We start from the raw sequence: 14,655 nt of genomic DNA, 5'->3' as shown, positions 1-14,655 counted from the left end.
CCAGCCGCACTCTCGGAAAGAACAACTTTTAAGTTTCTCCACGACCCTTCCAATCCGTGCGTCTTGTCACACCACCCGCCAGAGCCATTCCATGATCTTGGCGATCACGTCGCCGAACAGCAGCAGCGCCGCCGACCAGATCAGCGCCGAGACGAAATTGGCGGCCTGGAAGCTCCAATAGGGCATCTCGAAAATGCCGGCTGCAAGCGGCACGGAGGCACGCAAGGGGCCGAAGAAGCGGCCGATGAAGATGCTCGGCACGCCCCAGCTGCGCACGAAGGCCTCACCCTTGGGCAGGAGTTCCGGGTAACGCGAGAGCGGCCACATCTGGGCGACCTTCTCCTTGTAGCGATAGCCGAACCAATAGGAGACCCAGTCGCCCAGCGCCGCGCCGACGCCGCCGGCGATCCAGACCGGATAGAAGCTGATGCCACTCGCGCCGATCAGCGCGCCGATCGCGACCAACGCGCCCCAGGCCGGGATCAGCAGCGAGATGAACGCGAGCGACTCCCCGAAAGCGAGCAGGAACACGATGGGAGCTGCCCACGTCTGATGAGCGCGCACGAAATCGGCCAGCGCGTGCGCAAACTGCTCCATTCAAAATAGCCTTTCCGCCCTGCCCGAAGGTGCTGCTCGATGAAAAGGACTGGTAAGCCAAGGACTTGTGTGACATCAAGTCACAAAGTCAGGTCCAGACCGGACCGGACCGTCACATTGCCGGGAACTGGTGGGGCTGCGGCGTAAAATTGCCGGGATTGGCTCCCAACCACACCGCCCGGCCCGCCCTGCGATAACCTTTCAAGGTCAGAAGTGGCATAGTCGGCCCAACCGATTCGCCGCTCATGCGGCCCTCAAAGCGCATAAAGATATATGTCCAAGCAGTTGAAGCCCAAAGCAAAAGACGATTTTTTCGGCGGCGATGAGCCGAAGCCCCGCGCAGCCAAGGCCGCCCCGCGCGCGGGCGGCGCCGAGGCCGACTACACGGCAGCCGACATCGAGGTCCTCGAAGGTCTGGAACCGGTGCGCCGCCGGCCCGGCATGTATATCGGCGGCACCGACGAGAAGGCGCTGCATCACCTCTTCGCCGAAGTTATCGACAACTCGATGGACGAGGCGCTGGCGGGGCACGCGACCTTCATCGGAGTCGAGTTGAGCGCGGACGGCTTTTTGACCGTCACAGACAACGGCCGCGGCATCCCGGTCGATCCGCATCCAAAATTTCCGAAGAAGTCGGCGCTCGAAGTCATCATGTGCACGCTGCACTCGGGCGGCAAGTTCGACTCCAAGGTCTACGAGACCTCGGGCGGCCTGCACGGCGTCGGCATCTCCGTGGTGAACGCCCTCTCCTCGCTGCTCGAGGTCGAGGTCGCGCGCAGCCAGAAACTGTATCGCATGACGTTCGAGCGCGGGCACCCGAAGGGCAAGCTCGAGGATCTCGGCAAGATCAACAACCGCCGCGGAACCCGCGTGCGCTTCAAGCCGGACACCGACATCTTCGGTGCCAAGGCCGCGTTCAAGCCGCAGCGCCTGTTCAAGATGACGCGTTCGAAGGCGTATCTGTTCGGCGGCGTCGAGATCCGCTGGAATTGTGCGCCCGAACTGCTCAAGGGCGTCGACGACGTGCCGGCGGAAGCGACGTTCCACTTTCCCGGTGGCCTCAAGGACTATCTGGCGGCGGCGATCCATGCCGACACGCTGGTGCATCCCGACATCTTCTCCGGCAAGTCGGGCCGCAACGGCGCGCATGGCGCCTGCGAATGGGCGGTGGCCTGGACCGCGGATGCCGACGGCTTCCTCTCCTCCTACACCAACACCGTGCCGACGCCTGACGGCGGCACGCACGAATCCGGCCTGCGCAGCGCGCTGCTGCGCGGCCTCAAGGACCACGCCGAACGCGTCGGCCAGGGCAAGCGCGCGTCGTCCATTACGTCTGAAGACGTGATGGTGGGTGCAGCCGTGATGCTCTCGGTGTTCGTGCGCGAGCCTGAATTCCAGGGCCAGACCAAGGACCGCCTTGCCACGGCCGAAGCGCAGCGCATCGTCGAACAGGCGATGAAGGATCCGTTCGACCATTGGCTGTCGGGCAATCCGAACCAGGCCAACAGGCTGCTCGACTTCGTGGTCGACCGCGCCGAGGAGCGGCTGCGCCGCCGGCAAGAGAAGGAGACCGCGCGCAAGACCGCCGGCAAGAAGCTGCGTCTGCCCGGGAAGCTCGCCGATTGCAGCGATGCCGGTCTGGACGGCTCGGAACTCTTCATCGTCGAGGGAGACTCGGCCGGTGGCAGCGCCAAGCAGGCGCGCGACCGCAAGACCCAGGCTGTGCTGCCGCTGCGCGGCAAGATCCTCAACGTCGCGTCCGCCGGCAAGGACAAGCTGACGGCAAACACGCAGCTCGCCGACCTCGTGCAGGCGATCGGCTGCGGGATGCTCGCGCAGTATCGCGAAGAGGATTTGCGCTACCAGCGCATCATCATCATGACGGACGCCGATGTCGACGGTGCCCACATCGCTTCGCTGCTGATCACCTTCTTCTATCGGCAGATGCCGCGGCTGATCGACGAAGGCCACCTCTTCCTCGCCGTGCCGCCGCTCTACAAGCTGACCAACGGCACGAAGTCGGTCTACGCCCGCGATGACGCGCACAAGGCGGCGCTGATCAAGAGCGAGTTCAACGCCAACGCCAAGGTCGAGGTCAATCGCTTCAAAGGCCTCGGCGAAATGATGCCGGCGCAGCTCAAGGAAACCACCATGGATCCGGCCAAGCGGACCATGCTGAAAGTGGTTCTGCTCGCCGACGACCGCGACACCACGGCGGATTCGGTGGAGCGCTTGATGGGCACCAAGGCCGAAGCGCGCTTCGCGTTCATCTCGGACAAGGCCGAATTCGCCAATGACGATTTGCTGGACGTCTGATCCGCAAGCGCTACCCGGTCGTATCCCATCCAGAGCCCCGGCATGAAGCCCGGGGCTCTTTTGTTTTTGGGGACGACAACCGCTCTTTCCCGCCGATCCTGCCCGCCGATCCTGCCCGACCATCCTGCCAACGGTCCGCCTCGATTTCGGTGATTCCCTGCCTCGTCGCATCGCGACTCGGCCAACGACTCACCCAGTCAGGCTGATGCAGGATTGCCTCCGTTTCGGACAAAGCCGGATTCACTAACGAGAAGTTACCAAGATACAAATCGCAAAATTCGGCGTATCACTTTGATAATGCAGGATTATTGTATACTTCGACAGCGACACTCGGAATCCTTGCCGTGCGGCGTTTCCCGGCAACTGTGCCTGCTCTGCAACAGCATTTCGGAGAGAAGCAGGTATAGTCCGGGACATCAGATGACACGGACTTCAGTGCGCTCGCGCCTGCCAGACAGACCAAAGCTTGGGGATTTTAAGATGAAGAAGATTTTGCTCGCACTGACCGCGGTTGCCGCGATGACCGGTTCGGCCTCGGCCGCTGACCTTGGCGCCCGTCCCTACGTGAAGGCCCCGATGGCAGCGCCTGTCGCCAGCTGGACCGGCTTCTATCTCTTCGGCGGCGCCGGCGGCGGCCTCTCGGCCGCTGACCAGCGCGTGCAGACCACGGTCGGCGCAGTTCCCCTGACGATCGATCAGCGCCAGGGTGGCTCGGGCTGGTTCGGCACCGTCGGTCTCGGCTACGACTGGCAGTTCAGCGGCACCTGGGTCGCCGGCGTATTCGCTGACGGTCAGTTCGGCAGCATCCGTGCTACCATCCAGGATCCGATCGCTGGCATCACTGGCAACCAGAAGCTGGAAGATTCCTGGGCCGCTGGTGTCCGCCTCGGCTGGCTGGTCGCTCCGAACGTTCTCTCCTACGTCAACGGCGGTTACTCGGGCGCTCACTTCGGCCAGACCAACTTCATGACCCTGGCCGGCGTGCCCGCCGGTATCCATCTCAACAGCTACAACCGCAATGGCTGGTTCGTCGGCGGCGGCGTCGAGAACAACCTGAACATCTTCGGCATCCAGTCGCCCGGCTGGTTCATGAAGACCGAATATCGCTCGGCCTTCTACAACGCCAAGACCCAGAACGAACTGTTCGATGCTGGCAACGTCCTTGTGGGCCGCGACATCCGCGCCAACACCTGGAACCAGACGATCTCGACTTCGCTGGTCTACCGCTTCAACTGGACCGGTCCGGTCGTCGCGAAGTACTGATCTGATCTGACCTAATCTTCAGACGTCAAAGCCCCGGCATCGCCGGGGCTTTTTCGTTGTACGGTGCTTCAGCGGACCTTGCGTGGACATGCATTCACCCTGCGGCCTGCATCAGCAGCCATTGTATCCCGACCACGGCTACGGCTAGTCTCCCGGCAAGTTTTCGGGCCGCGGCTATCGTCATGCTGCGGCACGACAGAGCGGACCAATGGGGAGGAATGCATGCGCAGATTTCTGCTTGTAGCAGGCCTGTTTGCCCTTGCCGTCGGGCTGCTCTGGATCGGGCAGGGCACGGGCACCGTCGCGTGGCCGCGATCGAGCTTCATGGTCAACCAGTTGCAATGGGCCGGCTATGGCGCAGCCATGGCCGGCTTCGGGCTGGTGCTGATCTGGCAGAGCAACCAATAAAAGAAACCAGGGAATAGCAGCATGACATCCAGTCGGTTCGATCTCCGCGGCAAGGTCGCGATCGTCACGGGAGGCAATGGCGGCATCGGGCTCGGCATGGCCCGTGGCCTCGCCGACGCCGGCGCCAACATCGCCGTGGTCGGACGCAACGAAGCCAAATCTACCGCCGCCGTTGCCGATCTCAGTCAACGCGGCGTGAAGGCGATCAGTGTTCCCACCGACGTCACCGACAAGGCGGCCATCGCCGCGATGGTCGAGCGTGTCGTCGGGGACCTCGGCCGCATCGACATCCTCATCAACAATGCCGGCATGAGCATCCGCAAGCCGCCGCACGAGCTCGAGCTCGACGAGTGGAATACGGTGATCAACACCAACCTCACCAGCGCCTTCCTGTGCTCGAAGCTGGCCTATCCGGCGCTGAAGGCGTCCGGCAACGGCAAGGTGATCAACATCGGCTCGATGATGTCGATCTTCGGCGCGAGCTTCGCGACGGCCTACGCGGCGAGCAAGGGCGGCATCGTTCAGTACACGCGCGCCTGCGCCAACGCATGGGCGCCCGACAACATCCAGGTCAATGCCATCCTGCCGGGCTGGATCGACACTGACCTGACCCGCGGTGCGCGGCAGCAGGTATCGGGATTGCACGAGCGGGTGCTGGCACGCACGCCTGCGGGGCGGTGGGGCGACATCGACGATTTCGCCGGCATTACCGTGTTCCTTGCCTCGTCCGCCTCTAACTTCGTCACCGGCACCGCGATCCCCGTCGATGGCGGGTTCTCGGTGATGGCGTAGATCGTACGCGATAAACCTGCACACAAAAAAGAAGCCCCGGACAATGCCGGGGCTTTTGAATTTGGGTAGTGATCGTCTTTTATGGCTGCTTGGTCGTTCGTTGACCCACTCAGTAGCGGGCGATGACTGGCGCGTCGAACTTGTAGCTGGCGCGCACGACGGCCCACTGGATGTCGCGCGGCTTGGCATCGAAGCTGTAGTTGCCCGACGTGCCGCCAAGTTGATAGGTCTGGCTGGCGAAGGCTGCGTAGTTGTATTCGAGGCCGACGATCCAGTTGCGGGTGATGCCGTATTCCCAGCCGGCACCGACGGTCCAGCCGTTGGCCCAATGGGTTTGACCGCCGGAACCGGTGGCCGGACCGACCGTATCGGTGACCGACAGACGGTTGTTCACGCCGGCATAGCCGCCTTTGATGTAGAACAGGTTGTTCTGCACGGCGAAGCCCGCGCGACCGACGACGGTGGCAAGCACATTGGCGCGCCAATCAAAGACGTTGCCGCCCGGAGCAAATGCCGTGTTCACGACCGTGCCCTTGTTGTCGAGGCCGGAGATCGTGCCTTCCATACCGAAGACGTAGTTGTTGGCCTGCCAGTTGTAGCCGATCTGGGCGCCGCCCATGATGCCGGCGCTGCGCTGACGGTAGCCCTGCCCCAGGGTCAGATCGCCGAACGGCGCGCCGGTCCCGTTGTTGATGAACTGCTCGTTGGTCCATGCGCCGCCGATGTGGCCGCCGACATAGAAGCCGGTCCAGTTGAACATCGACTCCATATAGGCCGGCGCCTTCGTGTAGCGCGCGCCGAGATCGGCGGCGGAAGCGGCGCCCGTCGAAACCAGAGCGGTCGTGCAGGCGAAGGCGGCAATCAACTTGGTACGCATGGTACACCCCGTGTCCTTTGATGGGTGCACGCTCACACGCAGGTCTTACTCAAATTTGAATCAAGACAGTTAAGACGCCGGATTGGCAAGCAGCGCGCCTTCAATCCATCTGAACTGTTGTACGCAGGCAACGCCCTGAGCGCGATTTAACGCCGCGTTATCCCTACCGGGTCCTTGCGCTACCGTGCCGCCGCAGCCTTCGACTGCACGTGCTCGGGCCGGACGCCAAGCGCGATCAGGCGCGCCGGAATGCCCTGGAGCCACGGCAGCGCGGTGATCAGGCGCACGATGAGCGGCACTTTCAACGGCCGGTCGCCGCCTCGCAAGGCGCCGCTGATGATGTTGTTCTGCACGATCATCTGCATTCGCTGCGTCATCTTCACCGGGAATTCGCGGCGACGGCGCACGGCGTCGAGCTCGTTCTCCGACGGACAGCCGTGCTGCAGCTTGTCCGCCAGCAAATTTGCGGTCGCGACCGCATCCTGCACGGCGATATTGACGCCGACGCCGCCGACCGGCGACATCGCATGGGCGGCGTCGCCGATGAGAAGCAGGCCCGGCTGCGTCCAGCGCTTCAGGCGGTTGATCGCAACGGTCAGCAGCTTGAAATCGTCGAAGCTCTTCACGTCGGCAATGCCGTTCTTCAGGATCGGCGCCATGCGGACGACCTCGTCAAGCAGCGCCTGCAATCCCCTCGCCTTCACCGCGTCATATTGTCCCTTGGCGATGACATAGGCGCACTGCCAATAGTCGCCGCGGTCGAAGGTGATCATCATCTTGCCGGGCTCGACGCGCGCGAACACGTTCTCGGTCTCGTTCGCCTTGCGGCCGACCCGAAACCACAGCACGTCCATTGGCGCGCCGATCTCCTCGACCTCGAGGCCGGAATGCTCTCGCACGGTCGAATGCCGGCCGTCACAGGCGATGGTGAGATCGGCTTCGATGTCCACGATGCCATCAGGCGTATTCGCCCGCACGCCGGCGATGGTCTCGCCGCGGCGGATCAGATCGACGGCCTCCGTGTTCATCATCACCTTCAGCGAGGCGAAGCGCTGGCCGGCCTCGCGCAGGAAGTTCAGGAAATCCCATTGCGGCATGAAGGCGATGAAGGGGTACTTGGTGCGGAGGCGGCTGAGATCGGCGATGCGAACGGGGGTACCGCCGAACAGGCCGTCCATCTTCTGCAAGCGCTGATGCGGCAGCTTCAGAAATCCGTCGATCAGGCCGAGCTCGTCCATCACCTGGAGTGTCGAGGGATGCACGGTGTCGCCGCGGAAGTCGCGGAAGAAATCCGCATGCTTCTCCAGAACCACGACATCGATGCCGGCGCGCCCGAGGAGATAGCCGAGCATCATGCCGGCCGGTCCGCCGCCGACGATGCAGCACCGCACTTTCAACGAAGAGCCCTGGGGATGCTGCGAGGTATCGGGTTTCACGGCCGGGCCCTCATTTACGGGTCAAGGTTTCTGTGCAGTGCAACAAGCAAGATTCATTTGCCGCGATTGTGAATGGCCGTTAGCCTCGCCGCCAATTCCGACTCATTCAGGAAATTGCAGTGCAGACAATCCTCATACTGCTCGGCGTCTGGATCCTGATCAACGTACTTTTCGTCTTGATCATGATCGCACCGCGCAGGCCGCCGCTTGCGCCGGTGCGCATCGAACAGAACGGTTATCCGTACGAGGAGTAGGAGAAGTTCCTGCTGCGCCGCGTCATCATCTCGATCGCGATGGGCGCGTTCTTCTTGCCGACTCCGCCCTTGATCGAGGCCGTCAAGCGCTTCATCAGGAAGCGCCGCGAATAGCTACGGCGGACGCGTCCTGCTCGACACCTCAATTGTTGCTGCGGTTCGCGCTGCGGAAGCTCTTGATCTCCGACACGCTGCCGTCGCGATAGGTCAGCTCCACCGAGATGAACTGCGTTGCCGGCGCGAGCTTCATGTAGAGCGGCATGCCGGCGCTGATCGCGCTGGGATCGCGCATGTCGCAGCCCGGCATCTTCAAGACCTGGTTCGGAACGGCGGTGTCGATGCCGATGCGCACCTCGCGGATGGCGCAGCGGTAGGACACGAGGTGCGTGTAGTAGACCAGCAGCCCGTTGAACTCGCGGAATGACAGCCAGCTCGTCGCGGTCATGTCGAGGATCTTGCGCTGGTCGCGGATCAGCGCGGCTTCGGGATCGAACCTGATCGGGAACGGGCCCTGCATGTCACCGGACTGGTCGACATAGCGGACCTCGATGGTGCCGGCTTGCGCGTCCGGCGGCAATTCGATCGACGGGTTCGGCATTCTCTTGCGCGTGCGCGGGTCGAGCGTATCGATGAAGCCGGTTTCGCGGAAGTCGCCATTGCCGGCCATGCGCCAGGAAACGCCGAGGGTCGGATCGGCAAAGGAGAACACCACGCTCCAGCCGCCATTGTGGCGCGAGAAGCTCGCGATCGGCGCGTTGGTGGTCTCCTCCTTCGGCACGCGCGGCACCGACACCGGTGGCAGCGCCGCGAGCTTCTGCGCCGGTGGATCGGCCGGGCGCGCGGCGGCATCCTTGGCGATGCCGCTGAGGAAGACGTCGTCGACCATCTGATCGAAATAGACCGGCACTTGCCTGTGCTTGACGGTGTCGGCCATCTCGCTGACGAGACGTCGCGTACGCTGCGCCACTTGCACCAGGTTCTCGCCGGGCTGGAGCAGCTCCTTGGCGAAGGTGCGCGTGAACACCGAATTGGGGTTGGCGTCGTCGTTGGAGAGGCGGTCGAGCGCGGTCTGGCGCGGGCCCGCCGAGAAGACCGAGAACACGCCTTCGGGCAGCTGTACCATCGGGGCAAGCCCGCCACCACCGGAGACGGCGCGGGTACCCTTGCGCTCGAACGGGTTGTTGCGGCAGGCGTCGAACACCAGGATCGAGGTTCGCGCCTTCTTGTTCTGGAGGCGCTCGACGATGCGATCGGCCAGGATGGAGGCGTCACGCACCAGCTCTTCCTGCCCTTCCGTGGCCGCCGGCACGTCCGTCGGCAGCAGGTAGTTCTGGCCTGCGATTTCGAAGCCGTGGCCGGCATAGAAGAAGAACGCGGTGTCGCCGGGCTCGATCGTCCGATCGAACGCGAGCAGCGTCTCCGAAAATTGCTGCCGGCTCTGGTTTTCGGCGACCATCACCGAGAAGCCGAGCTGCTTTAGCGTATCGCCCATGGTGCGGGCGTCGTTGACCGCCTTGAGCAGCTTCGGAACGTTCCTGTAGTCGTTGTTGCCGACGACGAGCGCAACGCGCTTCTCGGCACAGGCGGGAAGCGCGAAACCGCTGAGGCCGGCCGCGAGGCCAAGCGCTGCCAGTACTCTGAAAAGCCGACGCGTCATCGAAAATCCCTCAAGAACGGCCCACGCCGGTTCCTTCGAACAGCGGTTCATGGGAACCGCGTCGTTGATGTGATAGTCGGCCCAGCCATAGCGCTGGTTCAACAGCCCTGAGGACTCAGGTTCTGTCGTCTAGCCTATGGCAGATCCCGCTGGAATCTGCTTTTTCTCAATCAATTCTTGTGGGCAATTCCGCTGGAAGCGAGGGACCGCCGTGTATCGCTGGTGCACCGACGAGGTCGAGCCGCACGACCGCTTCGACTTTTGGCGCGAGGTGCGCGCCAAGGGCCTGTTCGGCGTCACCGCCGAACTCGAGCGCGAACGCCGCGCGGACTTCTTCGGCGAATTCTCGCTGCGCCAGCTTGGCGGAGCCGGCCTCGTCGAACTGAAGGCCTCGCACTACACGGTCGAGCGCAGCCTGACCGACATCGCTCACGCGCCGGGCGACAGCATCTGCGTCTATCAGCAGCTCGGCAGCGGCGGCTGGTTCGGCGGCATGGGCGGCAGCGACTTCACGATCGCCAATGGCAGCTTCGCCACCAGCCACACCGACTTGCCCTATCGCACCACGCCGATGGGCGCAGGAGGCTTCCACCTGCGGATCCTGAAGATTCCCGTGATCGGCCTCTCCACGCAGGACAAGCGCATGCGCGAGCTTGCGCCCCGGACGTTCGACGATTCCACCCTGGCGCCCCTGCTTGGCGCCTGCTTCGCCGATCTCGGTGCGGTTGCCGCAGGTGACGACGGCGCCGCCGATGCCGCTTCCCTCGTCCAGGCTTTAGCCCATCTGGCGTTGATCGAGCGCGGCATCCTGCGGTCCAGCGGCCGCCTCGGGCAGGCCGCGCTGCGGACCGCCCGGCTCTCGCACGCACGGCGCCTGATCGCGCGCCACCTGCAAGACCCAAATCTGGCGCCGACCATGGTGGCCGACCTGCTCGGCATCTCCGTGCGTCACCTGCACATGCTGTTCGAAAGCGCGGCCAAGAGTTTCTCGCAAACCGTGACGGAGGAACGCCTGAACCGGAGCCGCCGCTTGATGCGCGAAGCCCCGGACCGGTTGATCGCCGACATCGCGACCTCCTGCGGCTTCGACAGCCTCGCGACCTATTACCGGGTCTTCAACGCCGCCTACGGGATGGCCCCCGGCGACTTCCGGGCCCAAGGTTCGGAAGGGCGTTAGCCGACGTTTGGACAGCTCCGGCCGATCGCCGGATTGGGCGGAAAACCGCAGCCTCGCCCGCTATTTGGGCGAAAACCTCAGGTTTTTTAGGGCCTTCCCGCGCCTGCTCCATTGACTTTGGCCGATTCCCGCCTATGTTCCGTGGCGACGCGGCTCAGATCGAAGAGCGATTCCTGAGCCTGGCGCTTTGTTCGCGTGAGTCAGCACCCCCAGCTTCTTTGAGAGCGCGCCGTTTCGGGGTGGAACGCGACAGCCTTATTACCCTCGATTCCGAACGGCGGTTTCGACCAGAGGCTCAATGTCTTTTACCCATCTCGGACTATCCGAAAAAGTCCTCGCCGCAGTGGCGGCCACCGGTTACACCACCCCCACCCCCATTCAGGAACAGGCGATCCCTCACGTCCTCGCTCGCAAGGACGTGCTCGGCATCGCCCAGACCGGCACCGGCAAGACCGCGGCCTTCGTGCTGCCGATGCTCACCATTCTCGAAAAGGGCCGCGCCCGGGCGCGCATGCCGCGCACCCTGATCCTCGAGCCGACCCGCGAACTCGCGGCGCAGGTGAAGGAAAACTTCGACCGCTACGGCGCGGGCCAGAAACTCAACGTCGCCCTCCTGATCGGCGGCGTTTCCTTCGGCGACCAGGATGCCAAGCTGACGCGCGGCGTCGACGTGCTGATCGCAACTCCCGGCCGCCTGCTCGACCACACGGAGCGCGGCGGCCTGCTGCTCACCGGCGTCGAGCTGCTCGTCATCGACGAAGCCGACCGCATGCTGGACATGGGCTTCATTCCCGACATCGAGCGCGTCTGCAAGCTCGTCCCGTTCACGCGGCAGACCCTGTTCTTCACCGCGACCATGCCGCCGGAGATCCGGCGCATCACCGAAACCTTCCTGCACAATCCGCAGAAGGTCGAGGTATCGAAGCCCGCCACGACCGCTGTCACCGTTGCGCAGTGCCAGGTCCCGGCCGGGCGCGAGGCGCACGAGAAGCGCGAGCTGCTTCGCCGACTGCTGCGCGAGGCCAAGGATCTCCAGAACGCGATCATCTTCTGCAATCGCAAACGCGACGTCGCCGTCGTTCACAAATCGCTGCAAAAGCACGGCTTCAGCGTCGGTGCGCTTCATGGCGACATGGACCAGTCGGCCCGCACGGCGGCACTCGAGCAGTTCCGCAAGGGCGAGCTGCCCCTCCTGGTCGCGTCCGACGTCGCCGCCCGCGGCCTCGACATCCCCGAGGTCAGCCACGTCTTCAATTTCGACGTTCCCCACCATCCCGACGACTATGTCCATCGCGTCGGCCGCACCGGTCGCGCAGGCCGGTCCGGCATGGCGATCTCGCTCGTTACGCCGCTCGACCAGAAGTCGATGGTGGCGATCGAGAAGCTGATCGGCCAGAGCATTCCGCGCGCCGAAGGCGATTTCGAAGTCCGCACCGATGCATCCGATGCGAGCGAGCGTCCGCGCGAGCAGCGCGGCCGTGAACGTTCACGCGGCGGACGCGGCAAGCCGCAGCGCGGTCGCGATCGTGAACGCAGCCATGAGCCGCGCGAACCACGTGGCGAGGCACAGCCTTCTGCCGAAGCACGGTCCGTTCCCGAGGCAAGGCCCGCTTCCGAAGCAAAGCCCGCGCGCGAGGCAAGACCTTCGCGTGAAGCAAGACCTTCGCGTGAAGCCAGACCTTCGCGTGAGGCAAGACCTCCGCGCGAAGCCAGGCCAGCATCCGAGCCGCGTGACGGTGCGCGCCAGCAGGCCAATCCGTCGCATGTGCCGTCGATCGGCCGTCCCGAGCCGCGCCGCCAACGCGAGGCCGACAGCGAGCCGGGCGACCACTCGCATCTGCCGGCATTTCTGCTGCGTCCGGTTCGCTCCCCCGCCGGCGCCTGAAGCACGATACGCGCCCGGCTTTGGTTGAAACCAAGCTGGCGCGCACTTTTTCGGATGCATTCGTGGACGTATATTTACGGGGCGTTCACGATCGTCCGTTAGCCTACGAACATAATTCATAATTTAAGTATTGCTGCGGTCGCCGGCACGCTGATCGCTGTGGGGTATGTTCCGTGGTCAAGGTGCTCGACGAACACGAACGCACGATGGCGTTCGCCGAGGTAGCGCTCGGTCAGATCCGATCGCTACGGCAGACGGCAATTCCCCGCAATTACGAGATCTGGTACGTCTACGCCACCGGCTACAACGCTCCACTCAACAAGATCATCAACGAGACGCTGGCGCGGAGCGGCAAGCTCACCGAAGCCGATCTCGATCAGATCTACGAGACCTACCTCTCCCACATCAAGACTACCGACCGCATCGACAAGGTCGGCGCGCGCGTCATCGGCGAGATCGACGACGTGATGAAGGTCCTCGGCGACGCGCTCGGGATGACCGGCTCCTACGATGCCAGCCTGTCGGGCGCGACCGAAAAGCTGTCATCGGCCAAGAGCCGCGAGCAGCTCAAGTCGATCGTCGAGACGCTGCTGCATTCGACCCGCGAGATGCGCGAGACCAACAAGGCGCTGGAAGACCGGCTGACGCTGTCGAAGAGCGAGATCAGCAACCTCCAGCAGAGCCTGGAGGCGATCCGCGCAGAGAGCCTCACCGATCCGCTGACGGGGCTCGGCAACCGCAAATATTTCGATCGCATGATCGACATGGCCGTGGAAGGCGCGCTCGCCTCCGGTGAGCCGCTGTCGCTGCTGCTGGTCGACATCGATCATTTCAAGTCGTTCAACGATTCCTACGGTCATCTCACCGGCGACCAGGTGCTGCGGCTGGTCGGCCTGTCGCTGAAGCAGACCATCAAGGGCCAGGACATCACCGCCCGCTATGGCGGCGAGGAATTCGCGGTCGTGCTGCCCAACACCGCGCTGCGCCAGGCCCTCACGGTGGCCGATCACATCCGCCGCGCGGTGATGGCCAAGGAATTGAAAAAGAAGTCCACCGGCGAAATCCTCGGCCGCGTCACCATCTCGGTCGGCGTCTCCATGCTCAAGCCGGGCGACGACACCGATGCGCTGATCGAACGCGCGGATGCCTGCCTCTACGCCGCCAAACGCAACGGCCGCAACTGCGTGATCTGCGAGGCCGATCCGGAATTCGCAGTCGAGACACACAACCGGGTGGCGTGACGCCGAAGCCACGCACCGCCACCCGCGCTTGACATTCTGACCGGACAAACGACATCTCTCTCGCCGCCTTGAGGGGTCCGCCCGCGAGCATCCGGAGGACTTGTCGTCTTGCCCAACCCGCATGATTTTCACACGCCGCAACCGTCCTACACGAGGGATGAGCTGCTGAGATCGAGCGAGGGCGGCTATTTCGGCCCGGGCAATGCGCAATTACCGGCGCCGCCGATGCTGATGATGGATCGCATCACGGAGATCAGCCTGGACGGCGGCGAGTTCGGCAAGGGCCATATCGTCGGCGAGTTCGACATCGCGCCGGGCCATTGGTTCTTCGATTGCCACTATCGCGGCGATGCCACGATGCCGGCCTCTCTGGGGCTGGATGCCATGTGGCAGATGGTCGGCTATTGGCTGGGATGGTCGGGCTCCCCGGGCAAGGGCCGCGCCATCGGCGTCGGCGAGGTCGCGTGCACGGGCGAGGTCACGCCGAACGCGCAACGCGTGCGCTACGAAGTCTCCATGAGGATGGTCCGGCGCGGCAAGCTGGTGCTCGGAATTGCCGACGGTCGCGTGCTGGCCGACGGCATCTGCGTCTTCACCGCCACGGACATGCGGGTTGGTCTGACCAAGACCGTGGAGTGAAGTCGCAGGGTGAGGCAAAGCGAAGCGTGCCCACCATGAGCCTCCCCTAAATCGGTGGACACCTATAGCTTAGACAGCAAGAGGTGTCAGATGACGAAACGGCAGCGACGTTC

At 63.9% G+C, this 14,655-nt stretch carries 13 protein-coding genes; 9 read left to right on the top strand and 4 right to left on the bottom strand.

Going from position 1 to position 14,655, the window contains the following annotated elements; genetic code table 11:
- Positions 1-66 precede the first annotated feature (66 nt).
- Positions 67-597, bottom strand: a complete 531-nt coding sequence (locus AC0L30_RS25995) for a DedA family protein (protein ID WP_354167694.1) — start codon at positions 595-597, stop codon at positions 67-69.
- Positions 598-870: 273 nt separating this feature from the next.
- On the opposite strand from AC0L30_RS25995, the gene parE reads away from it, so the two are divergent.
- The 4 genes from parE to AC0L30_RS25975 all read left to right on the top strand — a co-directional run bounded on the left by parE (position 871) and on the right by AC0L30_RS25975 (position 5,376).
- Positions 871-2,913, top strand: coding sequence for a DNA topoisomerase IV subunit B (gene parE / locus AC0L30_RS25990; RefSeq protein WP_007591536.1), 2,043 nt, complete (start codon positions 871-873; stop codon positions 2,911-2,913).
- Positions 2,914-3,393: 480 nt separating this feature from the next.
- Positions 3,394-4,176, top strand: coding sequence for an outer membrane protein (locus tag AC0L30_RS25985; RefSeq protein WP_007591537.1), 783 nt, complete (start codon positions 3,394-3,396; stop codon positions 4,174-4,176).
- A 222-nt stretch (positions 4,177-4,398) separates the two neighbouring features.
- The gene (locus tag AC0L30_RS25980; RefSeq protein ID WP_007591540.1) at positions 4,399-4,584 is read left to right on the top strand and encodes a hypothetical protein; all 186 of its coding nucleotides are present in this window, start codon (positions 4,399-4,401) and stop codon (positions 4,582-4,584) included.
- A 21-nt stretch (positions 4,585-4,605) separates the two neighbouring features.
- Positions 4,606-5,376: an SDR family NAD(P)-dependent oxidoreductase gene (locus AC0L30_RS25975; RefSeq protein ID WP_007591541.1), complete on the top strand. Its 771-nt coding sequence runs from the start codon at positions 4,606-4,608 to the stop codon at positions 5,374-5,376.
- Between the two features lie 109 nt (positions 5,377-5,485).
- Here the strand turns inward: AC0L30_RS25975 and AC0L30_RS25970 are convergent, their stop codons facing one another.
- Positions 5,486-6,253, bottom strand: a complete 768-nt coding sequence (locus AC0L30_RS25970; RefSeq protein ID WP_007591542.1) for an outer membrane protein — start codon at positions 6,251-6,253, stop codon at positions 5,486-5,488.
- A 179-nt stretch (positions 6,254-6,432) separates the two neighbouring features.
- Positions 6,433-7,689 carry an FAD-dependent oxidoreductase gene (locus AC0L30_RS25965; RefSeq protein WP_219680310.1) on the bottom strand — a complete coding sequence of 419 codons (1,257 nt, stop codon included), beginning with the start codon at positions 7,687-7,689 and terminating at the stop codon, positions 6,433-6,435.
- Positions 7,690-7,808: 119 nt separating this feature from the next.
- On the opposite strand from AC0L30_RS25965, the gene AC0L30_RS25960 reads away from it, so the two are divergent.
- Entirely contained in the window at positions 7,809-7,943 is a 135-nt protein-coding gene (locus tag AC0L30_RS25960) for a hypothetical protein (protein WP_007591544.1), read from the top strand.
- 142 nt (positions 7,944-8,085) lie between these two features.
- On the opposite strand, the gene AC0L30_RS25955 is transcribed toward AC0L30_RS25960, so the two are convergent.
- The gene (locus tag AC0L30_RS25955; protein ID WP_219680313.1) at positions 8,086-9,600 is read right to left on the bottom strand and encodes a caspase family protein; all 1,515 of its coding nucleotides are present in this window, start codon (positions 9,598-9,600) and stop codon (positions 8,086-8,088) included.
- Between the two features lie 211 nt (positions 9,601-9,811).
- Between AC0L30_RS25955 and AC0L30_RS25950 the strand changes: the two genes are divergently transcribed.
- From AC0L30_RS25950 to fabA, 4 genes are all read left to right on the top strand, one after another.
- Positions 9,812-10,777 carry a helix-turn-helix transcriptional regulator gene (locus AC0L30_RS25950; protein WP_219680315.1) on the top strand — a complete coding sequence of 322 codons (966 nt, stop codon included), beginning with the start codon at positions 9,812-9,814 and terminating at the stop codon, positions 10,775-10,777.
- Between the two features lie 298 nt (positions 10,778-11,075).
- The gene (locus AC0L30_RS25945) at positions 11,076-12,662 is read left to right on the top strand and encodes a DEAD/DEAH box helicase (protein ID WP_473405563.1); all 1,587 of its coding nucleotides are present in this window, start codon (positions 11,076-11,078) and stop codon (positions 12,660-12,662) included.
- 173 nt (positions 12,663-12,835) lie between these two features.
- Complete coding sequence (locus AC0L30_RS25940; protein WP_007591548.1) at positions 12,836-13,903, top strand: GGDEF domain-containing protein; 1,068 nt, start codon at positions 12,836-12,838, stop codon at positions 13,901-13,903.
- 108 nt (positions 13,904-14,011) lie between these two features.
- Positions 14,012-14,542 (top strand): bifunctional 3-hydroxydecanoyl-ACP dehydratase/trans-2-decenoyl-ACP isomerase, encoded by a 531-nt coding sequence (gene fabA / locus AC0L30_RS25935; RefSeq protein WP_007591549.1) that lies wholly within the window; start codon positions 14,012-14,014, stop codon positions 14,540-14,542.
- The last annotated feature ends 113 nt before the right edge of the window (positions 14,543-14,655 follow it).

Source organism: Bradyrhizobium sp. MI1.11 (assembly GCF_055811255.1).
The sequence above is the reverse complement of the archived record's forward strand: the minus strand, read 5'-3'. Positions and strand labels throughout refer to the sequence as shown.